28 protein-coding genes and 1 pseudogene are annotated in these 24,524 nt (G+C 66.3%); 22 read left to right on the top strand and 7 right to left on the bottom strand.

Features of this window, described 5'->3' with window-relative positions:
• The first annotated feature begins 11 nt into the window (after positions 1-11).
• From folE to AC5Y2L_RS15805, 17 genes and pseudogenes are all read left to right on the top strand, one after another.
• Entirely contained in the window at positions 12-620 is a 609-nt protein-coding gene (folE, locus tag AC5Y2L_RS15885; RefSeq protein WP_499935385.1) for a GTP cyclohydrolase I FolE, read from the top strand.
• A 20-nt stretch (positions 621-640) separates the two neighbouring features.
• Entirely contained in the window at positions 641-1,456 is an 816-nt protein-coding gene (folP, locus tag AC5Y2L_RS15880) for a dihydropteroate synthase (protein ID WP_499935468.1), read from the top strand.
• A gap of 9 nt (positions 1,457-1,465) precedes the next feature.
• Positions 1,466-1,867, top strand: coding sequence for a dihydroneopterin aldolase (folB, locus tag AC5Y2L_RS15875; protein ID WP_499935384.1), 402 nt, complete (start codon positions 1,466-1,468; stop codon positions 1,865-1,867).
• 2 nt (positions 1,868-1,869) lie between these two features.
• Positions 1,870-1,953: pseudogene (locus AC5Y2L_RS15870) on the top strand (hypothetical protein); the annotation flags it as partial.
• Positions 1,950-2,474: a 2-amino-4-hydroxy-6-hydroxymethyldihydropteridine diphosphokinase gene (gene folK, locus AC5Y2L_RS15865; RefSeq protein ID WP_499935382.1), complete on the top strand. Its 525-nt coding sequence runs from the start codon at positions 1,950-1,952 to the stop codon at positions 2,472-2,474. The pseudogene AC5Y2L_RS15870 and the gene folK, both read left to right, overlap by 4 nt.
• Positions 2,474-2,950 (top strand): DUF3180 domain-containing protein, encoded by a 477-nt coding sequence (locus tag AC5Y2L_RS15860; RefSeq protein WP_499935381.1) that lies wholly within the window; start codon positions 2,474-2,476, stop codon positions 2,948-2,950. The genes folK and AC5Y2L_RS15860 overlap by 1 nt, the downstream gene beginning before the upstream one ends.
• A 129-nt stretch (positions 2,951-3,079) precedes the next feature.
• Positions 3,080-4,378: a DUF6779 domain-containing protein gene (locus AC5Y2L_RS15855; protein ID WP_499935379.1), complete on the top strand. Its 1,299-nt coding sequence runs from the start codon at positions 3,080-3,082 to the stop codon at positions 4,376-4,378.
• Positions 4,379-4,491: 113 nt separating this feature from the next.
• Complete coding sequence (locus tag AC5Y2L_RS15850; protein WP_499935377.1) at positions 4,492-5,400, top strand: Rossmann-like and DUF2520 domain-containing protein; 909 nt, start codon at positions 4,492-4,494, stop codon at positions 5,398-5,400.
• An 8-nt stretch (positions 5,401-5,408) separates the two neighbouring features.
• Positions 5,409-6,338: a pantoate--beta-alanine ligase gene (gene panC / locus AC5Y2L_RS15845; protein WP_499935466.1), complete on the top strand. Its 930-nt coding sequence runs from the start codon at positions 5,409-5,411 to the stop codon at positions 6,336-6,338.
• On the top strand, positions 6,338-6,757 hold the full coding sequence (gene panD / locus AC5Y2L_RS15840) for an aspartate 1-decarboxylase (RefSeq protein ID WP_499935375.1): 420 nt from the start codon (positions 6,338-6,340) through the stop codon (positions 6,755-6,757). The genes panC and panD overlap by 1 nt, the downstream gene beginning before the upstream one ends.
• A 2-nt stretch (positions 6,758-6,759) precedes the next feature.
• Positions 6,760-7,584, top strand: coding sequence for a type III pantothenate kinase (locus AC5Y2L_RS15835; RefSeq protein WP_499935373.1), 825 nt, complete (start codon positions 6,760-6,762; stop codon positions 7,582-7,584).
• 63 nt (positions 7,585-7,647) lie between these two features.
• The gene (gene lysS / locus AC5Y2L_RS15830) at positions 7,648-9,147 is read left to right on the top strand and encodes a lysine--tRNA ligase (protein WP_499935371.1); all 1,500 of its coding nucleotides are present in this window, start codon (positions 7,648-7,650) and stop codon (positions 9,145-9,147) included.
• 113 nt (positions 9,148-9,260) lie between these two features.
• On the top strand, positions 9,261-9,599 hold the full coding sequence (gene lsr2 / locus AC5Y2L_RS15825) for a histone-like nucleoid-structuring protein Lsr2 (RefSeq protein WP_067240756.1): 339 nt from the start codon (positions 9,261-9,263) through the stop codon (positions 9,597-9,599).
• Between the two features lie 305 nt (positions 9,600-9,904).
• Positions 9,905-12,427 carry an ATP-dependent protease ATP-binding subunit ClpC gene (gene clpC1, locus AC5Y2L_RS15820; protein ID WP_499935369.1) on the top strand — a complete coding sequence of 841 codons (2,523 nt, stop codon included), beginning with the start codon at positions 9,905-9,907 and terminating at the stop codon, positions 12,425-12,427.
• A 244-nt stretch (positions 12,428-12,671) separates the two neighbouring features.
• Positions 12,672-12,887, top strand: coding sequence for a CbtB domain-containing protein (locus AC5Y2L_RS15815; protein ID WP_499935367.1), 216 nt, complete (start codon positions 12,672-12,674; stop codon positions 12,885-12,887).
• Positions 12,888-12,916: 29 nt separating this feature from the next.
• On the top strand, positions 12,917-13,717 hold the full coding sequence (locus tag AC5Y2L_RS15810) for a CbtA family protein (RefSeq protein ID WP_499935365.1): 801 nt from the start codon (positions 12,917-12,919) through the stop codon (positions 13,715-13,717).
• Complete coding sequence (locus AC5Y2L_RS15805; protein WP_499935363.1) at positions 13,714-14,259, top strand: histidine phosphatase family protein; 546 nt, start codon at positions 13,714-13,716, stop codon at positions 14,257-14,259. The genes AC5Y2L_RS15810 and AC5Y2L_RS15805 overlap by 4 nt, the downstream gene beginning before the upstream one ends.
• 91 nt (positions 14,260-14,350) lie before the next feature.
• Here AC5Y2L_RS15805 and AC5Y2L_RS15800 read toward each other — a convergent pair whose 3' ends face one another.
• Entirely contained in the window at positions 14,351-14,800 is a 450-nt protein-coding gene (locus tag AC5Y2L_RS15800; RefSeq protein WP_499935362.1) for a PNPOx family protein, read from the bottom strand.
• A 79-nt stretch (positions 14,801-14,879) separates the two neighbouring features.
• Here AC5Y2L_RS15800 and AC5Y2L_RS15795 point away from each other — a divergent pair, with 79 nt between their 5' ends.
• Positions 14,880-15,479, top strand: coding sequence for a TetR/AcrR family transcriptional regulator (locus tag AC5Y2L_RS15795; protein ID WP_499935361.1), 600 nt, complete (start codon positions 14,880-14,882; stop codon positions 15,477-15,479).
• A 14-nt stretch (positions 15,480-15,493) separates the two neighbouring features.
• Here AC5Y2L_RS15795 and AC5Y2L_RS15790 read toward each other — a convergent pair whose 3' ends face one another.
• Both AC5Y2L_RS15790 and mhuD read right to left on the bottom strand, forming a co-directional pair.
• Positions 15,494-16,873, bottom strand: a complete 1,380-nt coding sequence (locus AC5Y2L_RS15790) for a serine hydrolase (RefSeq protein WP_499935359.1) — start codon at positions 16,871-16,873, stop codon at positions 15,494-15,496.
• The gene (gene mhuD, locus AC5Y2L_RS15785) at positions 16,836-17,156 is read right to left on the bottom strand and encodes a mycobilin-forming heme oxygenase MhuD (protein WP_499935358.1); all 321 of its coding nucleotides are present in this window, start codon (positions 17,154-17,156) and stop codon (positions 16,836-16,838) included. Before mhuD ends, AC5Y2L_RS15790 begins: the two co-directional genes overlap by 38 nt.
• Positions 17,157-17,214: 58 nt before the next feature.
• Between mhuD and AC5Y2L_RS15780 the strand changes: the two genes are divergently transcribed.
• The gene (locus AC5Y2L_RS15780; protein ID WP_499935356.1) at positions 17,215-17,976 is read left to right on the top strand and encodes an alpha/beta fold hydrolase; all 762 of its coding nucleotides are present in this window, start codon (positions 17,215-17,217) and stop codon (positions 17,974-17,976) included.
• 64 nt (positions 17,977-18,040) lie between these two features.
• Here the strand turns inward: AC5Y2L_RS15780 and AC5Y2L_RS15775 are convergent, their stop codons facing one another.
• Positions 18,041-18,955: an iron-sulfur binding domain-containing protein gene (locus AC5Y2L_RS15775; RefSeq protein WP_499935354.1), complete on the bottom strand. Its 915-nt coding sequence runs from the start codon at positions 18,953-18,955 to the stop codon at positions 18,041-18,043.
• On the opposite strand from AC5Y2L_RS15775, the gene AC5Y2L_RS15770 reads away from it, so the two are divergent.
• Both AC5Y2L_RS15770 and AC5Y2L_RS15765 read left to right on the top strand, forming a co-directional pair.
• Positions 18,954-19,583, top strand: coding sequence for a carbonic anhydrase (locus AC5Y2L_RS15770; protein ID WP_499935352.1), 630 nt, complete (start codon positions 18,954-18,956; stop codon positions 19,581-19,583). The genes AC5Y2L_RS15775 and AC5Y2L_RS15770 overlap by 2 nt on opposite strands.
• Before the next feature lie 166 nt (positions 19,584-19,749).
• The gene (locus tag AC5Y2L_RS15765) at positions 19,750-20,574 is read left to right on the top strand and encodes a hypothetical protein (RefSeq protein ID WP_499935465.1); all 825 of its coding nucleotides are present in this window, start codon (positions 19,750-19,752) and stop codon (positions 20,572-20,574) included.
• Between the two features lie 8 nt (positions 20,575-20,582).
• Here the strand turns inward: AC5Y2L_RS15765 and disA are convergent, their stop codons facing one another.
• Genes disA through AC5Y2L_RS15750 form a run of 3 tightly spaced genes read right to left on the bottom strand, consistent with a single transcriptional unit; the run spans position 20,583 to position 23,700 of the window.
• Entirely contained in the window at positions 20,583-21,665 is a 1,083-nt protein-coding gene (disA, locus tag AC5Y2L_RS15760; protein ID WP_499935350.1) for a DNA integrity scanning diadenylate cyclase DisA, read from the bottom strand.
• A 29-nt stretch (positions 21,666-21,694) separates the two neighbouring features.
• Positions 21,695-23,107, bottom strand: coding sequence for a DNA repair protein RadA (gene radA, locus AC5Y2L_RS15755; protein WP_499935348.1), 1,413 nt, complete (start codon positions 23,105-23,107; stop codon positions 21,695-21,697).
• A 38-nt stretch (positions 23,108-23,145) separates the two neighbouring features.
• Positions 23,146-23,700: a copper chaperone PCu(A)C domain-containing protein gene (locus AC5Y2L_RS15750; protein ID WP_499935346.1), complete on the bottom strand. Its 555-nt coding sequence runs from the start codon at positions 23,698-23,700 to the stop codon at positions 23,146-23,148.
• A 324-nt stretch (positions 23,701-24,024) separates the two neighbouring features.
• On the opposite strand from AC5Y2L_RS15750, the gene carD reads away from it, so the two are divergent.
• Positions 24,025-24,513: an RNA polymerase-binding transcription factor CarD gene (carD, locus tag AC5Y2L_RS15745; RefSeq protein WP_003419482.1), complete on the top strand. Its 489-nt coding sequence runs from the start codon at positions 24,025-24,027 to the stop codon at positions 24,511-24,513.
• Positions 24,514-24,524: the final 11 nt, after the last annotated feature.

Here is a 24,524-nt window from a genome sequence, read left to right as displayed (position 1 = left end):
CGGAGGACTCGATGGCCCTGCCGGATTCCCGCGCTGCCACCAGGCGCATAAGGGTTTTCGACCAGCCACGCGCTGAGGCCGCGATCCGCGAGTTGCTCTGCGCCATCGGCGAGGATCCCGACCGAAACGGCCTGCAGGAGACCCCGGCCCGGGTCGCTCGGGCATATCGGGAGATGTTCGCCGGTCTCTATACCGACCCCGACACAGTGCTGAACACCACGTTCGACGAAGACCACGACGAGATGGTGATCGTCAAGGAGATCCCGCTGTACTCCACCTGCGAACACCACCTGGTGTCTTTCCACGGCGTGGCCCACGTCGGGTACATCCCCGGGGACGACGGCAGAGTGACCGGTCTGTCCAAGATCGCCCGGCTGGTAGACCTCTACGCCAAGCGCCCGCAGGTGCAGGAGCGGCTCACCAGCCAGATCGCCGACGCTCTGGTTAACCGACTCGACCCGCGTGGCGTGATCGTCGTCGTCGAGGCCGAGCACTTGTGCATGGCGATGCGCGGCGTCCGCAAGCCCGGTGCGATTACGACGACATCGGCGGTGCGTGGTCAGTTCAAGACGTCCGCCGCTTCTCGAGCCGAAGCGCTCGACCTCATCCTGCGTAAGTGAGTCGGCGCGCCTTGCAGGTTATGGGGGTTCTGAACGTCACCGACGACTCGTTCTCCGACGGTGGGCGCTATCTCGACGTCGACGACGCCGTCCGGCATGGTGTGGCGATGACGGCCGAGGGCGCGGGGATCGTCGACGTCGGAGGCGAGTCGACCCGACCCGGAGCTGTTCGTGTCGACCCGCGAGTCGAGGCCTCCCGAGTGGTCCCGGTAGTCAAAGAGCTTGCCGCGCAAGGCATTACCGTCAGCATCGACACCACGCGTGCCGAGGTTGCGCGGGCGGCGCTGGAGAGCGGGGCACGGATGGTCAACGACGTTTCCGGTGGCCGGGCCGATTCCGCGATGGCTCCGCTAGTGGCCGAAGCCGGAGTTCCTTGGGTGCTGATGCATTGGCGACCTACCTCGGCGGAGCGTCCGCACGAGGCGCCGCAATACCGCGACGTGGTGGCCGAAGTGCGCGCCGAGCTGGTTGCGGGTGTCGACGACGCGGTTGCGGCCGGCGTCGATCCGGCGAACCTGATCATCGACCCCGGACTGGGATTCGCCAAGACCGCACAACACAATTGGGCTCTGCTGCGGGCGCTGCCGGAATTGGTGGCCACCGGCATCCCGGTGCTGCTGGGCGCTTCCCGCAAACGGTTCCTCGGCAGGCTGCTGGCCGGACCCGACGGAATGGTGCGACCCCCCGACGGGCGTGCGACGGCGACCGCGGTGATCTCGGCATTGGCCGCCCTGCACGGAGCCTGGGGTGTTCGGGTGCACGACGTGCGAGCCACCGTCGACGCCCTGAAGGTCGTCGCGGCCTGGACGCAGCCCCAACCCGACACCGAACACTGAGCTGGGGCGATGGCTGACCGAATCGAATTGCGCGGCTTGACAGTTCATGGCCGCCACGGAGTCTTCGAACATGAACGCGCGACAGGGCAGGACTTCGTCGTCGATATCACGGTATGGATCGACCTGGCCGACGCCGCCGCCAGCGACGACCTTGCCGACACCTACGACTACGCAGCGCTGGCCGAGCTGGCGGCCGGTGTGGTGGCCGGGCCGCCACGCAAACTTATCGAAACCGTCGGGTCCCAGATCGCCGACCAGGTGATGAACGACCCACGCGTGCACGCCGTCGAGGTCGTGGTGCACAAGCCGCAAGCTCCTATCCCGCGGCAGTTCACCGATGTGGCCGTCGTGGTGCGACGGTCACGGCGCGGCGGACGCGGCTCGGTGATTCCGGCGGGCGGGGCCGTATGACTCGCGCCGGCGACGATGCAGTGGGGGTACCCCCAGCCGCGCAGCGGCGAGGGGGACGAAGCGATGAGGAGGAGCGGCGCATATGACCTCCGTGGTGCTGTCCATCGGTTCCAACCTGGGCGACCGGCTGGCCAGGCTGCAGTCGGTCGTGGACGCGCTCGGCGAGTCCGTGCAAGCCGTCTCGCCGGTTTATGAGACGGCGCCGTGGGGGCGCGTGGACCAGGCCGCGTTCCTCAACGCGGTGCTGATCGCCGACGATCCGACCTGCGACGGGCAGAGCTGGTTACGCCGGGCCCAGGACTTGGAGCAGGCGGCGGGCCGGGTCCGTGGCGAACGCTGGGGCCCCCGCACCCTGGATGTGGACCTGATCGCCTGCTATCGGACTGGCCCGGATGGGCCCGTTGAAGTGCTTTCCCGCGAGAACAACCTGACGTTGCCGCACCCGCTGGCCCACCTGCGCGCCTTCGTGATGATCCCGTGGCTGGACGTCGACCCCGGCGCACAGCTGACCGTGGCCGCGGGACCGACGCCCGTCGCCCGCTTGCTGGCCGACTTGGCGCCGGCCGACCGGGAGGGCGTTCGGTTGACCGGACTGGCGCTGCACTGATGGGACCGACCAGGAGACGCGACCTGACGGCAGCGGTAATCGGTGCTGCGATCCTGGGTTACCTGTTGGTGCTGCTGCTGTACCGGTGGTTTCCGCCGATCACGGTGTGGACGGGGTCGTCGCTGCTGGCGGTGGCCGCGGCCGAGGCATTGTGGGCCCGCTACGTGCGAACCAAGATCAGCAACGGCGAGATCGGCGACGGTCCCGGTTGGCTGCATCCGCTATCCGTGGCGCGCAGCGTGGTGGTCGCCAAGGCATCGGCCTGGGTGGGTGCGCTGGTGTTGGGGTGGTGGGTCGCGGTGCTGGTGTATCTGCTACCGCGACGGTCATGGCTGCGGGCCGCGGCCGAGGACACCCCGGGCGCCGTCGTGGCCGCAGTGAGCGCGCTGGCGTTGGTGGTCGCCGCCCTGTGGCTGCAGCATTGCTGCAAATCGCCGCAGGATCCGAGCCAGCACCCAGATGGCGCCGAAACCTAGCCGGGAGCGCGGCCGCGAGACGCAAAAGCCGCCTTTTCGGCCCGAAGTTGCAGCTTTTGCGAACGCCGGCCAACGAATCGCCGGACTCGCGCGACACGCGGTCTGACCTCGCCCAGGTACAGTACGGCCATGACCGTTCTGTCCCGCGGCGCCCGTAGTCGGCGCGGCGGTCGCAGGCCGGGGTGGGTGCTCTTGACGGTGTTGCTGGTTCTCGTGATGGGAGCCAGTTCCGCACTGGTTTTCACCAACCGCGTGGAACTTCTCAAGCTCGCTGTGATCCTGGCGCTGTGGGCCGCCATCGCCGGCGCGTTCGTGTCGGTGCTCTACCGCCGACAAGCCGACGCCGACCAGTCCCGAGTGCGTGACCTGAAGTTGGTCTACGACCTGCAACTGGATCGGGAGATATCGGCGCGCCGCGAATACGAATTGACCGTGGAGTCGCAGCTGCGCCGCGAACTGGCCAGCGAGCTGCGTGCCCAGGCCGCCGATGACGTGGCGGCGCTGCGGGCCGAGCTGGCCGCGTTGCGGACCAGCTTGGAGATCCTGTTCGACACGGACCTCCAGCAGCGGCGGGCGCTGGAGAATCCACAGCCAGGTGAGGCGGACGCTGCCGAGGCCTACGGCGACTGGGGTCGCAACGGCAAGGCGGCACCCGTCGACTGGGTCACCAGCGATCGCGTCGCGTCGGTGCGCCGGGACAACCGTGAGGACAGCGCCGCCCGTCCCGACGAAGCGTCGATCATCGACGTGCCCGAGGAGCCCTTGGTGGCGCCCCGGCCGACGACCCCGCCGCGCGATGCCAGGCCGCACTACGAGGCCACGCCACCACCGCCAGAGCCGCGCGTCCCGCCCCGGCAACCGCCCCAGCCACCGCCGCCGCAGCCGGAACCGTACCCGCAAGCGCCACGGCAAGATTGGCAGCCGGCTCCCGCCGGCGGGCAATGGCTGCCATCGGGCGCACCTGGCAGCAACTGGGCGGGCGTCGACGCTGCCGCTGCGCCACCTGCCGCGCCATCGGGCCGCCGCGCCCGGCATTCCACCGCTGAGGAGTTTTCCGCCGGCGCACCCCTGCAAGCCGACCCGACCCAAGCCCGCGGCGAATCCGGTCGTCGGGCGCGTTCGCGGCATGCCGCCGAAAACCGCGACTTCGGGGGTGTTACCGGTGCCGGAGCCACGGGCCGCCCGGCCATGAGCGAGCCCGGGTCCCCACCGACCGCTGCCACCCCGCCACCTGCCGCCCCAGCCCCGCCGCCGCGGCTGGCCCCACCGCCGCCTGCCGAGCCGTCCCCTCGGCACCGCGGCGCCGACCCGCTGGCGCAGGACGACGAAGCAGCCCCGCCGAGCGGTGGACAGTCGGTCGCCGAACTGCTGGCACGGCTGCAGGTCGAGCCGTCGGGTGGTGGTCGACGGCGCCGCCGTGACGGCTGAACTGGGTCCGGCGCCAGTTTTCGACTACAGTCTTTCCTGACCGTCCGGTACCCCTGGCTCGCTTTCGAATAGGGGACTGGAACGTAACCAGGACATTTTGCGAGGTCGCTGCGATGGTGCAGTTCGACGGATTGCGCCCGGCCAGGCTCAAGGTGGGAATCATCTCGGCCGGCCGGGTGGGCAGCGCGCTGGGTGTCGCGCTGGAACGCGCCGACCACGTCGTCGTTGCGTGCAGCGCCATCTCCCACGCGTCGCGCGTGCGGGCGCAGCGTCGGCTCCCCGACACCCCCGTGCTGCCGCCGCCCGAGGTCGCGGCCAACGCCGAGCTGCTGCTGCTGGCGGTGCCGGACAGCGAGCTCGCCGGCCTGGTATCCGGCTTGGCCGCCACGTCGGCCGTTCGGCCGGGGACGATCGTCGCGCACACTTCCGGCGTCAACGGGATCGCGATCCTCGAGCCGCTGACACCGGACTGCATCCCGCTCGCCATCCATCCCGCGATGACCTTCACCGGCTCCGACGAGGACATCAGCCGGTTGCCGGACACCTGCTTTGGGATCACCGCGGCCGACGACGTGGGACATGCGATCGCCCAGTCGTTGGTGCTGGAGATGGGCGGCGAGCCGTTCTGCGTCCGGGAACAGGCCCGTGTCCTCTATCACGCCGCGCTGGCCCACGCCAGCAACCACGTGGTGACGGTGTTGGCCGATGCGCTCGAGGCATTGCGCGCGGCCCTGCGCGGCAGCGAGTTGCTGGGCCAACAAAGTGTCGACGACCAGCCCGGTGGCCTCGCCGAACGAATCGTCGGGCCGCTGGCCCGGGCAGCGCTGGAGAACACCCTGCAGCGCGGCCAGGCCGCCCTGACCGGCCCGGTGGCCCGCGGTGATGCCGCCGCCGTCGCCGGCCATCTGGCCGCGCTGGAGCGGGTCGACCCCGAACTGACCGAGGCGTATCGAGTCAACGCTCTGCGGACCGCGCTACGCGCCCACGCAGCCGGCGACGTGGTCGAGGTGCTGACGGCATGACCAAGGCAATCCGGCCGCCGGCCTTCAAACCCCGCGAGCTCAACGTCTACTCCACACCCCGCGACGTCACCGACGTCAGCCGCGCGCTGCGGCATACCGGTCGCCGAATCATGCTGGTGCCCACCATGGGTGCATTGCACGACGGGCACCTGTCCCTCGTTCGCGCGGCCAAACGGGTACCGGGGTCGGTGGTCGTGGTGTCGATCTTCGTCAACCCGCTGCAATTCGGGGCCGGCGAAGACCTCGACGCGTACCCCCGCACCCTCGACGACGACCTGGCATTGCTACGCGGCGAAGGCGTCGAGATAGTGTTCGCGCCGACGGCCGGCGCGATGTATCCCGACGGTCTGCGCACCACCGTGCAACCCGGGCCACTGGCCGCCGAGCTCGAGGGGCGGTCGCGCCCAACGCATTTCACCGGCGTGCTGACCGTGGTGCTCAAGCTGCTGCAAATCGTGCGTCCCGACCGGGTGTTCTTCGGTGAAAAGGACTACCAGCAGCTGGTGCTGATTCGGCAGATGGTCGCCGACCTCAACCTCGACGTGCAGGTCGTTGGGGTGCCGACGGTCCGGGAAGGCGACGGGCTGGCCATGTCGTCACGCAACCGCTACCTCGACTCTGCCCAGCGCCAAGTCGCCGGTGCCCTGTCGGCGGCATTGACCGCAGGGGCACATGCCGCGGCGGCCGGTGGGCAGGCCGCACTGGAGGCGGCGCGCGCGGTGCTGGACGCCGTGCCCGGCCTCACCGTCGACTATTTGCAATTGCGCAATCCCGAACTCGGGCCGCCGCCGGTCAGCGGCGTGGGCCGGCTGCTGGTCGCCGCCCGGCTTGGCAGCACCAGGCTGCTCGACAACATCGATATCCACATTGGCGCTGTCGCCGGTACCGACGGGCTGGACGCCCAGCGCCAATATGACGAATCACCTTGGAGGAACTGATGTTACGAACAATGCTGAAGTCCAAGATCCACCGCGCCACGGTGACCCAAGCCGACCTGCACTACGTGGGATCGGTCACCATCGACGCCGACTTGATGGACGCCGCGGACCTGCTCGAGGGTGAACAGGTGACCATCGTCGACATCGACAACGGCGCTCGGCTGGTCACGTATGCGATTACCGGTGAGCGGGGTAGCGGCGTGATCGGAATCAACGGTGCGGCAGCACATCTCGTTCATCCGGGGGATCTGGTGATCCTGATCGCATACGGGACCATGGAGGATGCCGAGGCGCGGGCCTACCGGCCGCGGATCGTGTTCGTCGATGCCCAGAACAGGCAGATCGACCTGGGCCACGACCCCGCTTTCGTGCCTGCTGACGCTGCGGAGCTGTTGAACCCGCGGATCGGTGCGCGGTAGTCGTGCTGCTGGCGATCGACGTCCGCAACACGCACACCGTCGTCGGCCTGCTGAGTGGGACCAAAGAGCACGCAAAAGTCTTGCAGCAGTGGCGGATTCGCACTGAGTCCGAAGTGACCGCCGACGAGCTGGCGCTGACCATCGACGGGCTGATCGGCGACGACTCCGAGCGGCTCACCGGTGCGGCCGCGTTGTCGACGGTGCCCTCGGTGCTGCATGAGGTGCGGGTGATGCTCGACCAGTACTGGCCGTCGGTGCCGCACGTGCTGATCGAGCCGGGTGTGCGCACCGGGATTCCCCTGCTGGTCGACAACCCGAAGGAAGTGGGCGCCGACCGGATCGTGAACTGCCTTGCCGCATTCCACCGGTTCAACAGCGCCGCCATCGTCGTCGACTTCGGATCGTCGATCTGCGTGGATGTGGTGTCCGCCAAAGGCGAGTTCCTGGGCGGCGCCATCGCGCCCGGGGTCCAGGTGTCGTCGGACGCCGCGGCGGCCCGATCCGCCGCGCTGCGCCGGGTCGAACTGGCCCGACCCCGTTCGGTGGTCGGCAAGAACACCGTCGAATGCATGCAGGCGGGTGCGGTGTTCGGCTTCGCCGGTCTGGTCGACGGCCTGGTCGGGCGTATCCGCGAGGACGTGGAGGGCTTCTCCCCCGACCTGGGTGACAAGGTCGCGGTGGTGGCGACCGGGCACACCGCACCGTTGCTGCTACCGGAGTTGCACACCGTCGACCACTACGACCAGCACCTCACCCTGCGTGGGCTGCAGCTGGTCTTCGAACGCAACAGGGACGCCCAGCGCGGCCGATTGAAGACGGCCCGCTGAGCGGCTTGCCGTCGCCGCAGGCTGGCTGACCCGCCCGGACGAGTTGATTTAAGCTGGCACGTCGTGAGCTCAGCCGAACCCGACCTGCCCGAGCAGCTGCGAATCCGTCGGGACAAGCGCGCTCAACTGTTGGCGGAAGGGCGTGAGCCTTACCCCGTCCAGGTGGGACGCACCCATACCCTGGCTGAGATTCGCGCCGCCTACCCCGATTTGCCGAGCGACACGGCGACTGACGACATAGTCGGAGTCGCTGGCCGGGTCATGTTTGCCCGCAATTCCGGAAAATTGTGTTTTGCGACACTTCAGGACGGCGACGGCACCCAGCTGCAGGTGATGATCAGCCTGGACAAGGTCGGTCAGAAAGCCCTCGACGACTGGAAGGCCGATGTCGATCTGGGCGACATCGTCTACGTCCACGGCAATGTGATCAGCTCACGACGCGGCGAACTGTCCGTGTTGGCCGACTCCTGGCAGATGGCGTCCAAGTCATTGCGCCCGCTGCCCGTCGCGCACAAGGAGTTGAGCGAAGAGTCACGCGTTCGGCAGCGCTACGTCGACCTCATCGTGCGACCGCAGGCGCGCACGGTGGCCCGGCAGCGCATCGCGGTTGTCCGTGCCATTAGAAATGCGCTGGAACGGCGCGGCTTCCTGGAAGTCGAGACGCCTATGTTGCAGACGCTGGCCGGCGGCGCGGCGGCTCGCCCGTTCATCACGCATTCCAATGCGCTGGACATCGATCTCTACCTGAGGATCGCACCGGAACTGTTCCTCAAGCGCTGCGTCGTCGGTGGTTTCGACAAGGTCTTCGAACTTAATCGCGTGTTCCGAAACGAAGGTGCCGATTCCACGCATTCACCAGAATTTTCCATGCTCGAGACGTACCAGAGCTATGGAACCTATGACGATTCGGCAGTCGTCACGCGCGAGCTTATTCAAGAGGTAGCCGACGAAGCGATCGGTACCAGACAACTCCCACTGCCGGATGGGAGTGTCTACGACATAGACGGAGAATGGGCGTCGATACAAATGTATCCGTCACTGTCGGCCGCACTTGGCGAAGAGATCACACCGCAGACCACCGTCGATCGGCTGTGCGCGATAGCCGATCGGCTTGGTGTCGAGATCCCGCAGAACCGGGGCTACGGACACGGCAAACTCGTCGAGGAACTATGGGAGCATTCGGTGGGCAAGACCCTCACGGCCCCCACCTTTGTCAAGGACTTTCCTGTAGAGACAACGCCATTGACCCGACAGCATCGCAGTGTCGCAGGGGTGACCGAGAAGTGGGATCTGTACTTGCGCGGCGTCGAACTGGCTACTGGCTACTCGGAATTGACCGATCCGGTTGTACAGCGCGAGAGATTCGTCGAACAAGCTCGCGCCGCGGCCGCGGGTGACGACGAGGCGATGGCGCTTGACGAAGATTTTCTTGCCGCGCTGGAGTACGCGATGCCGCCGTGCACGGGAACCGGAATGGGTATCGATCGGTTGTTGATGTCTTTGACCGGCCTGTCAATTCGAGACACAGTTTTGTTCCCGATTGTGCGGCCACACTCCAACTGAACTATGCGTCTTGTGCTCGGATTGAGTATTCTGCACTCGTATGGCAGATTGGTGACGGGGAGTCAATCCGAACTGCACAGTAACTGCACAGGAAGAAACGCGAGGGTAAGCCAATGGCGAAAAAAGTGACCGTCACCTTGGTCGATGATTTCGATGGTGCGGGCGCCGCCGATGAAACGGTCGAATTCGGACTTGACGGGGTGACGTATGAGATTGATCTTTCTTCCAAGAATGCGGCGAAACTGCGCAACGACCTGAAGCAATGGGTGGCGGCCGGCCGCCGAGTCGGCGGACGGCGGCGCGGACGTTCGGGCTCGACTAGGGGGCGTGGGGCGATCGACCGCGAGCAGAGCGCGGCGATCCGGGAATGGGCCCGTCGCAATGGCCACAACGTGTCGACCCGCGGCCGTATCCCGGCCGACGTCATCGACGCCTTCCACGCGGCTACCTGACGACTTGTAGACCGACGCCCGGGCCGTGTGGCCCGGGCGTCAGTCATTTGGCACTTTCGCTGGCGGCGAACCGTTCGTCGGCGACTTGGGAAACGAATTGGGGGTTTTCCTCGTTCCTGGAGGTACGGCATGTCTTCTTGGGGGTTCGTCTTCAGTTCTGCAGAGCCGTCAAGGTTAGGAACCCTGGCAGGCCGACCATTACAGTGGACGGCAGGTACGCGAATTCCGGCCCGAGGGACGGAAGGGGCCACTAAGGGGCCGTAATAGAGGTTGTACCGATGGTGAGGGAGAGCAGGTAACCACCGATGTTCGAACGATTTACCGACCGTGCCCGCAGGGTCGTCGTCCTGGCGCAAGAAGAGGCCCGGATGCTCAACCACAACTACATCGGCACCGAGCACATCTTGTTGGGTCTGATCCACGAAGGTGAGGGCGTCGCCGCCAAGTCGCTGGAGTCCCTGGGGATCTCGCTGGAAGGCGTTCGCAGCCAAGTCGAGGAGATCATCGGCCAGGGCCAGCAGGCGCCCTCAGGACACATTCCCTTCACCCCGCGCGCCAAGAAGGTTCTCGAGCTGAGTCTGCGCGAGGCGCTGCAGCTCGGCCACAACTACATCGGCACCGAGCACATCCTGCTGGGCCTCATCCGGGAGGGCGAGGGTGTGGCCGCCCAGGTTCTGGTGAAGCTGGGCGCCGAGCTGACCCGGGTGCGCCAGCAGGTGATTCAGTTGCTGTCCGGCTACCAGGGCAAGGAAGCCGCGGAAGCGGGCACCGGAGGCCGGGGCGGCGAGTCCGGCAGTCCGTCCACGTCGCTGGTGCTCGACCAGTTCGGCCGCAACCTCACGGCTGCTGCGATGGAGGGCAAGCTGGACCCGGTCATCGGCCGTGAGAAGGAAATCGAGCGGGTGATGCAGGTTCTCTCCCGGCGCACCAAGAACAACCCGGTGCTCATCGGTGAGCCCGGCGTCGGAAAGACCGCCGTCGTCGAAGGACTCGCGCAGGCCATCGTGCACGGCGAGGTTCCCGAGACGCTGAAAGACAAGCAGCTCTACACGCTGGACCTGGGCTCGCTGGTGGCGGGCAGCCGCTACCGCGGTGACTTCGAGGAACGCCTGAAGAAGGTGCTCAAGGAGATCAACACCCGCGGCGACATCATCCTGTTCATCGACGAGCTGCACACGCTGGTCGGGGCAGGCGCCGCCGAGGGTGCGATCGACGCGGCCAGCATCCTCAAGCCTAAGCTGGCCCGCGGCGAACTGCAGACCATCGGCGCCACCACACTCGACGAGTACCGCAAGTACATCGAGAAAGACGCCGCGCTGGAACGCCGCTTCCAGCCGGTGCAGGTGGGCGAGCCCACGGTGGAGCACACCATCGAGATCCTCAAGGGCCTGCGGGACCGCTACGAGGCACACCACCGGGTGTCCATCACCGACTCGGCGATCACCGCAGCCGCCAGCCTGGCGGACCGCTACATCAACGACCGGTTCCTGCCGGACAAGGCGATCGACCTGATCGACGAGGCGGGTGCCCGGATGCGGATCCGCCGGATGACGGCTCCGCCGGACCTGCGTGAGTTCGACGAGAAGATCGCCGAGGCCCGCCGCGAGAAGGAGTCCGCGATCGACGCGCAGGACTTCGAGAAGGCCGCCAGCCTGCGCGACCGCGAGAAGCAACTGGTCGCCCAGCGGGCCGAGCGCGAAAAGCAGTGGCGGTCAGGCGATCTCGACGTGGTCGCCGAGGTCGACGACGAGCAGATCGCCGAGGTGCTGGGCAACTGGACCGGCATCCCGGTGTTCAAGCTCACCGAGGCCGAGACGACGCGTCTGCTGCGCATGGAGGACGAGCTGCACAAGCGGATCATCGGTCAGGAGGACGCCGTCAAGGCGGTGTCCAAGGCGATCCGCCGCACCCGCGCGGGTCTGAAAGACCCCAAGCGGCCGTCGGGTTCGTTCATCTTCGCCGGCCCATCCGGTGTGGGTAAGACCGAGCTGTCCAAGGCGTTGGCGAACTTCTTGTTCGGCGACGACGACGCGCTGATCCAGATCGACATGGGCGAGTTCCACGACCGGTTCACCGCGTCGCGGCTGTTCGGTGCTCCACCCGGATATGTCGGCTATGAGGAGGGCGGCCAGCTCACCGAGAAGGTGCGGCGCAAGCCGTTTTCCGTGGTGCTGTTCGACGAGATCGAAAAAGCACACCAGGAGATCTACAACAGCCTGTTGCAGGTCTTGGAGGACGGTCGGCTCACCGACGGGCAGGGCCGCACGGTGGACTTCAAGAACACGGTGCTGATCTTCACGTCCAACCTCGGGACCTCCGACATCTCCAAACCGGTCGGTCTGGGCTTCTCCCAGGGTGGCGGTGTGAACGACTACGAGCGGATGAAGCAGAAGGTCAACGACGAGCTCAAGAAGCACTTCCGGCCGGAGTTCCTCAACCGCATCGACGACATCATCGTCTTCCACCAGCTGACTCGCGACGAGATCATCCGGATGGTCGACCTGATGATCAGCCGAGTTGCCAACCAGCTCAAGAGCAAGGACATGGCGCTGGAGCTGACCGACAAGGCCAAGTCGTTGCTGGCCAAGCGCGGCTTCGATCCGGTGCTGGGTGCGCGTCCGCTGCGGCGCACCATTCAGCGCGAGATCGAGGACCAATTGTCCGAGAAGATCCTCTTCGAGGAGGTCGGACCGGGCCAGATCGTCACGGTCGACGTGGACAACTGGGACGGCGAAAGCCCCGGTGAAGATGCGGTGTTCACCTTCACCGGAACCCGCAAGCCGCCGGCCGAGCCGGATCTGGCGAAGGCCGGAGCGCACAGCAAGTAGCGTGCGATCAGGGCGTTGATACTGCGCTGAGGGCGATGCCCACTCGCATTTCTGCGCCGTAGCCGCAGAGTGAACGCCCGGGACACTTGTCGGCTGTCATCTCCGGCGGTTTAGACTGTCGGATGTTGTAGACGGGCAGCGGAATCTGGTGAAACTCCAGAACGGTCGCGCCACTGTCCAAAGTCAGACCCGAAGCTCGTCACCAACGCCTAAGCGGGACGCGACATCCCAGAAGGAGTCACCAGTGGCCAAGAGCGAGACAGCGGTCAGCAGGATCGCAGCGGTGGATTTGTCGGCGACGAGCGCTGCGCTGTGGTTGGCGGCCACCGTCGTCCTGGCGCTGTTGGCGCTGTATTTCGTCGGCATCGACCAGGGTGCGGTGTCAGTATTCGGTGGTGACTCGCACGTGCACGAATTTATGCACGACGCACGGCATCTGCTCGGATTCCCCTGCCACTGAGCCAGATTTCAAGAGAAGGCGCCCCGAACGTGGAGAAGCGTCTGATCGTCCGCGGTCTGCTGGCGGGTGCGGTCGGAGCGATACTGGCTTTTGTATTCGCACGTCTGTGCGCCGAGCCCGTGATTGGTCGTGCCATCGAATTCGAGCACGGTCGAATCGATGCCGAGAATGCTACCGGCGTGCACGAGCACGGTGCGGAATTGTTCAGCCGCGGTGTGCAATCTAATGCTGGATTGGGCTTCGGAGTGCTGGCTTTCGGTATAGCCATGGGCGCGCTGTTCGCGGTGGCGTTCTGCCTGGTCTACGGGCGCGCCGGGGATCCTGCGAGAGACGTTGGGCCACGGGTGTTTTCATTGTGGCTGGCGGCAGCGGCATTTGTCACCGTCTACCTGGTGCCGTTTGTGAAGTACCCGCCCAACCCGCCGGCGGTGGGCCAGTCGGATACCGTCGGAGCACGCACCGGGTGGTATCTGGCGGCTGTGCTGACATCTGTGGTGCTCGCGGTCGTTGCGGTGTGGCTGGCCCGGCGGCTCGCCGCCCTGTTCGGCGGTCTGTGGAATGCCGGGCTGATCGCTGCGGGTTTTTACCTCCTGGTGATCACTGTCGTGCTGGTGTTGTTGCCGACGGTGGACGAGACGCCCGAGCCGCTGCGCAACGCTTCGGGTGCGATCATCTATCCCGGTTTCCCCGCTGACGTCCTCCACGAGTTCCGCTTGGTGGCGCTGGCCACCCAACTCGTGCTGTGGGCCTGCATCGGTCTGGTTTTCGCGACGCTCGCCGGCCGGTTGCTGGATGGCCGAGCGGAACGGACCCCGAGTATCGCGGCGTGACCGAGGTTCTCCGGCTGACCTTGGTTTCGCACGGGATGACCGAGGCGATGGCGGCCGGCCGCTTCCCCGCCGACGAGCCGCTCAATGACATCGGACGTCGTCAGGTCGGACGTCTCGAAATCACCAGGGACGCATGCCAACTGACGGGACCTGAGCGGCGTGCCCGGCAAACCGCGGAGCTGTTGGGTCTGCAAGCCGTCACCGAGCAGCGCCTGGCCGACCTGGATTGTGGGAGCTGGCGTGGAGAAACGCTGGGCAGTGTTGCGCCCCACGACCTGCGGACGTGGTTGACGGATCCGGCTGAGGCGCCGCACGGCGGCGAGTCGATCGTCGGCCTGGTCGACCGGGTCGCCGGATGGCTGAAGTCGTTGACCGGCAATGCATTACCGACGGTCGCGGTCACACATCCAGCGGTGATCCGGGCGGCGATCCTGGTCGCGCTTGACGCTGCGCCGAAGTCGTTCTGGCGCATTGACATTGCACCGGGCGGCCGTTCCGTCCTGCACTTCCGCGACCAGCGCTGGACGCTGCGGTTGGCGTGAGGATTTGCGTGGCGGCTGGCGGTTCGATATCGCGGGTGGTAGCAACCTGCAGAATTAGTGGTCGGGCCTTGAGGGACTGGTGTGGCGTCGTCTACGGCTGGACCCGAATTTCGATCATCGCGGTGTACTGGGCCGCTCTGCGGATATCGTCGCCGCAAGGCCGGCCGTCGGCGCTGCGGCGCACTCCGTAATACTTTGCATCCCCGGGCGTCGTCTGCAGGAACTCCCACAAGCTCGCAGCCACCGTTGCGCGATCCTCGACCGGCGTCGCGATACCTCTAACTTTCCGACCGGCGATCAGCATCTGGACGGGTGCACCACCGCGCAAGTTGATCCACCATTTACTGTCCGTGTAGCAAATGACCAGGTCGTCGCGGCGAATGTAGCGAACCACGGCAACGTAGTGGTTGCCGGTTTTGCGGCCGGCGAAGGCCAGCAGCATCGTGTTCTGACTGACGAATCGATGCAGCGGGGAGCGCAGCAGCCGTTTGAAGACCCAATTCACATAGCCCGGAACCGTCGGCCGAGTGATAGTGGCCATCGCAAGTCCTTTCATTAGTTCACGCATGTGCACTAAACCTTACCACTCCTAATTCATACATGTGAAGTAAGCTGCAGGGATGACTCGGCAACGGCTCAGCCCCGAGCGGCGCCGGGAGCAGCTGCTGGACATTGGTGCCGCACTGTTTGCCGAAAAGCCGTACGAGAGTGTGCTGATGGACGACGTCGCCGACCGCGCGGGCGTGACTCGCAGGCTGTTGTATCGCTATTTTCCGACCAAGCGCGACTTCTACACGGCAATCTTTCGCCGCGCCAGCGATCAGCTACTGGCCAGTTCCGCACCCGCCGGCGACCGCTCTGCTGACGAGCAACTCCGCACCGCGCTTGACACGCATATCCAGTACTTCGTGGACAATCCCCGCGACGCGCTCACGGTGAACCGCGGTGCCCTCGCCGGGGATCCGGTGATCCAGGCGATCATCGCCGAAGAGCTGGCGATGGTGGCCCAGCGCATCCTCGATGCGACTGGTCTGCATGGGCACGCACGCGAGATCGCTGCCGTCGCCGTTCATGGGTGGCTGGTCTTCGTCCGCGCCATCTGTGTGGAATGGGTTGCGTCGCAGACGATCTCCCGAGCCGAATTAACGCAGATGTGTCTGGATACCTTCCGGGCCGCGCTGGATTGCGCCCGTACCGCGGTGGCCGAGTCTGCGCAATAACATCTGTGGCCACCCTACGGCGGAGTCACCAGTGCGAATGCTTGTTTGGCCACCTGCAACATCCATCCGGTGACTGTCGGTCCGTGGTCACGCGGCCAGTTCAGTTGAAAGCTCACCACCCACGGCTGCTGCGTCTTGTCGACGGCATACCAGCTGAACGTCAGATCGCCCGGCAGGCCGCCGGCTTTTGCGCCGATATACGGCCAATCATTGCGATCCAGCTGGATACCCGACACGGCGGCCAGGATCTTGCGAACCGGCGCTGCTGGGCCCACCGCGTCGGCCTGCAGCGTGGTATGGATCCGGCAGATGTCCTCGGCGCTGCCGTACCATTCCGCGTTGTAGATCGATGCCGGGGAATGTGCGCGCGTCGGATCAGGTTGGTACGGCGTCGAATTCGCCTGTTGCAGCAGCTGGGCACGAACTTGCGGCGACGACGCCTGCTTCCATTGGCCGCGCAGATCCGGTTGCCCCCAGCCGACGGAGAACAGCTCATACATCGTGGGGAAAGGCGTCATGCTGGCGGGGTCATGGTGGCCGGCGGTCACCAGGGCACGCTCGATGGCTCGGGTGCCCAGCCTTTCGATCAGCAGGTCGGTGGCCATGTTGTCACTGGTGGCGATCATCTTCTCGGCGGCCGTGCGAACCGAAACATGTGCTCCCGGAGCCAGTTCCAGACCCGAGGAGCCCACGGCCTTGCTCTTGTCGGTGACGGTCAGCTGATCATCCCAGGACACCGTCCCGTTCTTGACCGCGTCCGCCAGCGCATGCAGCACGTACAACTTGAAAATCGATGCCAGCGGCAGTGATTCACCGGTGTTGGTGCCGGCTACCCGCTCGCACTCGCCATCGTTGACCCTGGCGACTTGGTACGAGTACCGTGCGCCGGTCCTGCTCAGCACGGCGTCGATGTCGGACCATGACTTGATCGAGGGTGGCTGCGTCTCGACGGTGAATCCGTCGACCCACCTGTCGTCGTCGGTGTGAATCCGGATGTCCTGGCGTGCCCCGTACGAGGAGACCAGGTGCAAGGTGGCGACGCTGGCGCCGATGTCAACGCCCGCGAGAGCGAACGGACGGTCCCACCACAGCCCCTCCATGGCGGTCCGAACCATGTCCACTTCGTCTTTGGCGGCAAGAGTGCCAACCCCGACGGGGCCGATGGGCCAGTCCGAGTTGAGCATGTCCAGGGTTTGCTGGGCCCGTAGGCCGACTGGAGTCCTGGTGTCGATCTGTCGCCCCGCGTTGGCCGCGTTCGCCTCTGGGGCAGGCGAGGGCGCACAGCCGGGCGCCAGGGTGACTACTAATAGCGCGGCGGCGCTCAGCGCTACTGCTCGGCGTCGTACCGCGCGTCGGCTACTTCGCCTGACCTGATCCGGCAACGTCAAGCACAACCTCGAATTCCAGCAATGACGCGCCCGTTGCCACCGGATTGGCGCGGTGGCCGGCATGGGCCTCGATGGCGGGGCCGGTAGCCCACGCCTGGAATGCTTCATCGGACTCCCAGTGCGTCACCACGAAATAGCGGTTCTCACCTTTGACTGGGCGCAACAGCTGAAAGCCGAGGAAGCCGGGAGAGTTCTCGACCGCATGCGCCCGGTGCGCGAATCGCTTCTCCAATTCGGGGCCAGCGTCGGCAGGTACTTCTATAGCGTTGATCTTCACCACTGGCGGCATGTCGTTAGGCTACCGTGCCGCCGGGCCCGCTCAAGATCTGGTCACGCAAGATTGTGGTATGCCCAGCGACCTATTGACCTTCCGCGGCGGACAGGGCGAGCCATTGGTGCTGGTGCACGGCCTGATGGGCCGGGGCACGACCTGGTCGCGTCAGATCCCGTGGCTAGCCCGATTGGGCAGCGTGTACACCTACGACGCGCTGTGGCATCGGGGCCGGGACGTGTGCGATTCCCATCCGATCAGCACCGAACGCTTCGTGGCCGATCTGGGCGATGCGGTGGCCTCGCTGGGGGCGGCGGCCAGGCTGGTCGGGCATTCGATGGGGGCGCTGCACTCGTGGTGTCTGGCTGCCGATCGGCCCGAACTGGTGTCGTCACTCGTAGTGGAGGACATGGCGCCGGACTTCCGCGGCCGCACCACCGGCCCCTGGGAGCCGTGGTTGCATGCTCTTCCCGTCGAATTCCATTCTGCGGAGCAAGTATTCGCTGAATTCGGCGACATCGCGGGGCGATACTTTCTGGAAGCCTTCGACCGCACGGCCACTGGTTGGCGCCTGCACGGTCACACCTCGCGGTGGATCGAGATCGCCGCCGAATGGGGTACCCGCGACTACTGGGAGCAGTGGCGTGCCGTGCGGGCGCCCGCGCTGCTGCTCGAGGCCGGTAATTCCGTCACCCCGCCCGGTCAAATGGCTGCGATGAGCCAAAGCGACTGCCCGACAACATATCTGCGTGTGCCGGAAGTCGGCCATCTGCTGCACGACGAGGCGCCGCAGGTTTACCGGAAGGCGGTCGAGTCCTTTTTCGAGGCGACGCTGTGATGCCGAGCAGACGCAAAATCCCCGATTCGGGAACGGAATTGGGGATTTTGCGTCTGCTCGCAGGCTAACTCTCCTCGCCCGCCAGCGCGAAACGCCCGTCGGCGGTCTGCGTCACCAGTCCGTCGTCCAGCAGTGAATACAGCGCGCGGTCGCGTTGCGCGGTATCGGTCAGCCACGCTACGTCAAGCTCGGCCCGACTGACCGGAGAGTCCTTGGCCCGCAACACATCCAACAGCCGCCCACGGACCTGGCGGTCGGTTCCCGCGTAGCTCTGAACACGTCGGGCCGGCCCGGCCGCGGGTGGATAGCCGGCACGCCGCCACGCGCAATCACCGAGCGGGCACAACCCGCACCGGGGCGCCCGCGCGGTGCACACGGTAGCGCCCAACTCCATCAAGGCCGCCGAAAACAATGGTGCTGCAGCGTCATTCGGCAGCAGGGCCGAGACGTCGGCGTGGTCGCGCGCCGTCGACGCAGCCCCGGCGTCGGCGCGGCCGTGCACGGCACGAGCCACCACGCGGCGCACGTTGGTGTCCACCACCGGCACCCGTTGTCGGTAGGCGAAGCACGCTATCGCCCGGGCGGTGTAGCTACCCACCCCGGGCAAGGTCAGTAGGGTTTCGACGTCGTCGGGAACCACGTCGTCGTGATCGCGGGCGATCACGGTCGCGCACTCGTGTAGACGCTTGGCCCGCCTCGGATAGCCGAGTTTCCCCCAGGCCCGCAGCACATCGGCCGCCGTTGCCGCGGCCGTGGCCGAGGCTGTGGGCCAACGGCGCACCCAATCCGTCCACACCGGCAGCACCCGCGACACCGGAGTCTGCTGCAGCATGAACTCACTGACCAGGATCTGCCAGGCGCTCACGCCGGAATCGCGCCACGGCAGATCACGCCGGGACCTGCGGTACCAGTCGACAAGATTGGTGACTGGTATGTGTTCGACGGCGGTCACCGCGGTTTCCGGCAGAATGTGGGCCATGCCCAACACCAATCCGGTAACCGCGTGGAAAGCACTCAAAGAGGGTAACGAGCGATTCGTCGCCGGGAAGCCCCAGCACCCGAGCCAGAGCGTCGACCATCGCGCCAGCCTGGCCGCCGGCCAGAAGCCGACGGCGGTGATCTTCGGCTGCGCTGACAGCCGTGTGGCCGCCGAGCTGATCTTCGACCAGGGCCTGGGCGACATGTTCGTGGTGCGCACCGCCGGTCAGGCCATCGATGCGGCTGTCCTGGGATCCCTCGAGTACGCGGTGGCTGTCCTCGACGTACCACTGATTGTGATTCTCGGCCATGACAGCTGCGGTGCCGTCAAGGCCGCTCTGAGCGCGCTCGATGACGGTGACATACCAGTCGGTTTTGTGCGGGACCTGGTAGAGCGGGTTGTCACGACGATTCTGTTGGGCCGCCGAGACGGGCTGACCCGCGTCGACGAATTCGAGGCGCGGCATGTACGCGAGACGGCCGCACAGCTCATGGAGCGTTCGACAGTCATCGCGGAGCGCGTGGCGGCTGGCACCCTGGCAATAGCGGGCGTCACCTACCGCCTTGCCGAGGGGCGCGCGGTGCTGGTCCACACTGTGGGTGATATCGGAGACGAGCCGCAGAGCTGAACTCGCCGAGTTCATCGGCCGGGCCGCGAAGATCTCGACGCGGCACTGGATTACGGTCGCACCCCGCCCCCCCTAACACGGCTTGCTCTCTTCGGGCCTCAGCTAACCTCGCGACACGCCGAGGCGGGTCGAACGAGTATGCGTGACCTGGGCCTACGGTGTGAATGTGCTGGATCTGGAACCGCGTGGCCCGCTACCCACCGAGATTTACTGGCGGCGCAGAGGTCTGGCGCTGGGCATCGTGGTGGTCGTGGTCGGGATCGCGGTTGCGGCCATTATCGCCTTCGTGAGCAACAGCGCCGGGGCCAAACCCGCCGCCGCCGAGAAACCCGGCTCGGCGCAAAGTCACCCGGGGTCGCCTGCGGTGCAGGCGCCGCCGTCCGTCGCGCCGCAAGCCGGCCCGCCGGCGGCTCCGCCCCAAGGGCAGCCCCCCCAAGGGCAAAACCCCGAGTCCCCGACGCCGACCGCCGCGGTACAGCCGCCGCCGGTGCTCAAGGAAGGCGACGACTGCCCCGATTCCACGCTGGCGGTCAAAGGCCTGACCAACGCCCCCCAGTACTTCATCGGTGACCAGCCGAAATTCACCATGGTCGTCACCAACATCGGCCTGGTCGCGTGCAAACGCGACGTTGGGGCCGCGGTGCTTGCGGCGTACGTGTACTCGCTGGACAACAAGCGGCTGTGGTCCAACCTCGACTGCGCGCCGTCCAACGAGACGCTGATCAAGACGTTCACCCCCGGCGAGCAAGTGACCACCGCGGTGACGTGGACCGGGATGGGCTCGGCCCCGCACTGCCCGCTGCCGCGCCCGGCGATCGGGCCAGGTACCTACAACCTGGTCGTTCAGCTGGGCAACCTGCGATCGCTGCCCGTTCCGTTCATCTTGAATCAGCCTCCGGCACCGCCCGGGCCCGCGCCGGCCGGGCAGCCGGTCCCGCCACAACCGGAGGGGCCGCCGGTGCCCGGTCCAGCCCCCGCTCCCGCGGGATAGCTTCGACGTCAATCCAGCGGATCGACGATGGTCGATTCCGCCAGCTGGGACAGACCCTCACGCACGTGGCGGGCCCACATCGCGCCGATGCCCTCTACCGATTGCAGGTCGCTGGCGCTGGCCGCGAGCAGACCCTGCAGCGTTCCGAACGCCCGGACCAGCAGGTCCACGTGGGCGAACTGCAGCCTCGGGATGCCGGCCATCGCGCGGTAGCCACGCGGGCTCAGCGCCGAGTCCTGGGCTTCGGCCGTAGTCGGATACCCGAAGACCTTCGCCAGCGCGGTGAGCTCGAGCAGCTCGGTATCGGACAAACTGTCCAGCTCGGCCAGGGTGGCGGCGATCTGCGGATCCGACGGTGGCTCGGGATTGGCGTGGTAATCGCGGACAATTAGTTCCCGGGCGGTGTCGTTGCCCCCGAGCAGCTCCTCGAGTTGCAGTCGCAATTGCCGGCCGTCGGTGCCAAGCTCGACGGTTTCGTAGTCGATGACCAGACCGATGCGCCGGACCAGCTCAAGGCGTTGCACCACGGTCATCACGTCGCGCAGGGTGACGAAGTCCTCGATCTCGGCTCTGGACAGTTGCCTGCTGACCTCGTCGAGTCGGGTCTTGTACCGCTCCAGGGTCGCGATGGCCTGGTTCGCTCGCGACAGGATGGTTGCCGAGTCCGTCAGCACGTGGCGTTCCCCGCCCACGTAGACGGTCACGATGTTCATCGAATGGCTGACTGAGATCACCGGGTAACCGGTCTGGATCGCTGCCCGCTCCGCCGAGCGGTGGCGGGTTCCCGATTCGTCGGTCGGTATCGAGGGATCCGGAACCAGCTGAACATTGGCCCGCACGATGCGGCTGCAATCGGTGGACAGCACGACGGCGCCGTCCATCTTCGCCAGTTCGCGCAACCGCGTGGGCGCGTACCGGACGTCCAGCGAGAAGCCGCCGTCGCAGATGGCCTCGACGTTCTCGTCGTGCCCGAGCACGATCAGTGCCCCGGTGCGTCCGCGCAGGATGCGTTCCAGCCCGTCCCGGAGCCCGGTGCCAGGTGCCAGGCGGGCGACAACCTCACGCAGCGTCGGTCGCGTCACAGCGTGCATTCTGCTATGTCGCGGCCGATTAGGTGGAGCTACTGCGACTTGTCCAGCTGAAGCAGCTTCGCTGGGGTGACGCGGCGATGGTCGGCGATGTCGACCATGTGCTCCAGAGCAGCAACGATGGTGGGGGCACGCAGGGCGTGCATCCCCGGCGGCAGCGCCTGGTTTCCGGGCGGGATCAGCGCAATGTTGAACCCCTGCCGGGCGGCTTCGGCGAGGCGCCGGTCCATGCCGTGCACCCGACGCAGGTCGCCCGCCAAACCCACCTCGCCGATCATCACCGCCGTACTGGGCAGTGGCAGGTTCACGTACGCCGAAGACAGCGCGATCAACACGGCAAGATCCGACGACGGGTCGGTCAGCCGCATGCCCCCCACCGTGGACAGGTAGATGTCGTTGGTCGCGAGCTTGAGGCCGGCGTGCTTCTCCAGCACGGCGGTGATCATCGCGGCCCTGGCGTGGTCGATCCCGCTGACGGCCCGACGGGGCGAGCCGCCGTTCGGCGTCGCCAGCAGTGCTTGGACTTCGCCGATCAGTGGTCGTTTTCCGTCCAGCGCCACCGTGATCGCGGTGCCGGGGACGGGGGCCGGCCGTTGGTCCAGGAACAGGCTGGACGGGTCGGTGACATCCTCGATTCCGTTGTCGTGCAATTGAAAACAGCCGACTTCGTCGGATGCGCCGAAACGGTTCTTGACGCCGCGGACCATGCGCAGTGTGCTGTTGCGGTCACCTTCGAAATGCAGCACCACGTCGACGAGGTGCTCGAGTGAGCGCGGCCCTGCGATGGCGCCGTCCTTGGTGACGTGGCCCACCAGGATGAGCGCGACGCCGTTGCCCTTCGCGGACGCGGTCAGCCCGGCAGTCACCGCACGCACCTGCGTGACGCCGCCGGTAACGCCGTCGGACTCGGTGCTCGAGATGGTTTGCACGGAGTCCACGATGACCAGGGCTGGGCGGACCGTCGCAATGTGCTCCAGCACCCTGTTCAGGTCGGCTTCTGCGGCCAAATAAAGCTGGTCGCCGATGCAGCCCATCCGGTCCGCGCGCAGCCGGATCTGGGCGGCGGACTCCTCGCCGGAGACGTACAGCACCCGCCGGTCGGATTGGGCCTGCCGGTGGGCAACTTTGAGCAGCAGCGTCGACTTGCCCACCCCTGGCTCGCCGGCCAGCAGCGTCACCGACCCGGGCACCACACCGCCGCCGAGCACCCGGTCTAACTCGTCTACGCCGGTGGGGCGCGGTTGCACCTGTGCGGCGTCCACCGAACTGATGGGAATGGCATGCGACGCGCCGGTTCCGTTACGCCGGTGTGCACCGCGGACAGCGCTGAACAAGGCCACCTCGTCGACCGTGCCCCAGGTTCCGCATTCCAGGCAGCGCCCAACCCATTTGGCCGTGACGTGACGGCATTCGGAGCAGCGGTATTGGGTACGCGTGTTTGCCACCAGCTGACCGTATCGGGCTGGTATGACAACCCGCGGGTTCAGACGCGCTGGGGTTTCGGGCCGGCTGATATCGGCACCAGCACACTGCCCTCGCCGGCCACCTCGAACTTGAAGGTGAACTTGTACGTGAGGCCGTTGGTGATGGGCTCATCCAGGGTGACGACGGCCTTGGCGGCGGTGCTGTTCCCAATGGGCCCCGGCGCCTCCACCCGCTGGCCTTCGGGCGCCCCGACGAACAACATCCCGCTGGGCTGCAGCCGAGCGTCGTTGGTGATCTGGACCTTGCCTATGTCGCTGATGATCTCCACCAGCCGGTCGGGGGCGTAGGGCGACTGGTTGATGGCGACGAACACCAGGTCCACGGTCCGACCCCGCTCGATGAAGTCACCGGTTTGCGAGGCTTGAATGCGGATATCGCGTAGCTCGACGCGCCGTTCGCCGTTGCCGATGGTGAGCCTGTTGCCGTTGACGGCGGGCTCCTGGTTCGCGGTCTGCGCAATCTGGCCGGCACCGCAGCCGCTGAGCGTCGGCGCGATCAAAGCAACCAGGCCGAGGAGGGCCAGCGCGCGGAGGCAGATCTTCAAGCGGTTCACTCAATGCCTCCTGCATTGGCCTTTGGTCGGGGTGGTCGAGCGTCCAACTATGCACAGTAGTAGGTGAGGTGCCGCCGACGGTAGCCCACGGCACCCAAGTGAGATGGCGGCCGGGACGGTGGCTACCGTTGCTGACATGGAGCCGGCGGGCCCGAGACCAGCGCAACAACACCGCGGATACGCCGTCGACGCTGTGACGCCTTGCACGTCTTGGCCCGTCTGTCAACCCCTAATCTGCGGGTGTTGTGCCCCTGACCTGCACCGTTGTTCCGCGCGTGTCGGGGGCCCGTGTTAGCATGGAGTAACGAAAGGGGCTCGAATCTGATGATTTTCAAGGTCGGAGACACCGTTGTCTATCCACACCACGGTGCTGCGTTAGTCGAGGCGATCGAAACCCGGACCATCAAAGGGGAGCAAAAAGAGTATCTCGTCTTGAAAGTTGCGCAGGGAGACCTGACTGTTCGAGTGCCCGCGGAGAACGCCGAGTACGTCGGCGTCCGCGATGTGGTCGGTCAAGAAGGCCTCGACAAGGTTTTCCAGGTGTTGCGCGCGCCGCACACCGAAGAGCCGACCAACTGGTCCCGCCGCTACAAGGCCAACCTGGAAAAGCTCGCCTCCGGCGACGTCAACAAGGTGGCCGAGGTGGTGCGCGACCTGTGGCGTCGTGACCAGGAACGCGGCTTGTCCGCCGGCGAGAAGCGCATGCTGGCCAAGGCTCGGCAGATTCTGGTAGGTGAGTTGGCGCTCGCGGAGAGCACCGACGACGCCAAGGCCGAGACCATCTTGGACGAGGTCCTGGCCGCCGCTTCCTGAAGATCCTTCTA

Source organism: Mycobacterium sp. NGS66, assembly GCF_059812225.1.
The sequence above is the reverse complement of the archived record's forward strand: the minus strand, read 5'-3'. Positions and strand labels throughout refer to the sequence as shown.

What these genes read in the sequence shown, in the direction of transcription:
- folE (WP_499935385.1), top strand. Translation starts at nt 12, where the DNA reads ATGGCCCTGCCGGATTCCCGCGCTGCCACCAGGCGCATAAGGGTTTTC.
- folP (WP_499935468.1), top strand. Translation starts at nt 641, where the DNA reads ATGGGGGTTCTGAACGTCACCGACGACTCGTTCTCCGACGGTGGGCGC.
- folB (WP_499935384.1), top strand. Translation starts at nt 1,466, where the DNA reads ATGGCTGACCGAATCGAATTGCGCGGCTTGACAGTTCATGGCCGCCAC.
- folK (WP_499935382.1), top strand. Translation starts at nt 1,950, where the DNA reads ATGACCTCCGTGGTGCTGTCCATCGGTTCCAACCTGGGCGACCGGCTG.
- AC5Y2L_RS15860 (WP_499935381.1), top strand. Translation starts at nt 2,474, where the DNA reads ATGGGACCGACCAGGAGACGCGACCTGACGGCAGCGGTAATCGGTGCT.
- AC5Y2L_RS15855 (WP_499935379.1), top strand. Translation starts at nt 3,080, where the DNA reads ATGACCGTTCTGTCCCGCGGCGCCCGTAGTCGGCGCGGCGGTCGCAGG.
- AC5Y2L_RS15850 (WP_499935377.1), top strand. Translation starts at nt 4,492, where the DNA reads ATGGTGCAGTTCGACGGATTGCGCCCGGCCAGGCTCAAGGTGGGAATC.
- panD (WP_499935375.1), top strand. Translation starts at nt 6,338, where the DNA reads ATGTTACGAACAATGCTGAAGTCCAAGATCCACCGCGCCACGGTGACC.
- lsr2 (WP_067240756.1), top strand. Translation starts at nt 9,261, where the DNA reads ATGGCGAAAAAAGTGACCGTCACCTTGGTCGATGATTTCGATGGTGCG.
- clpC1 (WP_499935369.1), top strand. Translation starts at nt 9,905, where the DNA reads ATGTTCGAACGATTTACCGACCGTGCCCGCAGGGTCGTCGTCCTGGCG.
- AC5Y2L_RS15800 (WP_499935362.1), bottom strand. Translation starts at nt 14,800, where the DNA reads ATGGCCACTATCACTCGGCCGACGGTTCCGGGCTATGTGAATTGGGTC.
- AC5Y2L_RS15795 (WP_499935361.1), top strand. Translation starts at nt 14,880, where the DNA reads ATGACTCGGCAACGGCTCAGCCCCGAGCGGCGCCGGGAGCAGCTGCTG.
- mhuD (WP_499935358.1), bottom strand. Translation starts at nt 17,156, where the DNA reads ATGCCGCCAGTGGTGAAGATCAACGCTATAGAAGTACCTGCCGACGCT.
- AC5Y2L_RS15780 (WP_499935356.1), top strand. Translation starts at nt 17,215, where the DNA reads ATGCCCAGCGACCTATTGACCTTCCGCGGCGGACAGGGCGAGCCATTG.
- AC5Y2L_RS15770 (WP_499935352.1), top strand. Translation starts at nt 18,954, where the DNA reads ATGCCCAACACCAATCCGGTAACCGCGTGGAAAGCACTCAAAGAGGGT.
- AC5Y2L_RS15775 (WP_499935354.1), bottom strand. Translation starts at nt 18,955, where the DNA reads ATGGCCCACATTCTGCCGGAAACCGCGGTGACCGCCGTCGAACACATA.
- disA (WP_499935350.1), bottom strand. Translation starts at nt 21,665, where the DNA reads ATGCACGCTGTGACGCGACCGACGCTGCGTGAGGTTGTCGCCCGCCTG.
- carD (WP_003419482.1), top strand. Translation starts at nt 24,025, where the DNA reads ATGATTTTCAAGGTCGGAGACACCGTTGTCTATCCACACCACGGTGCT.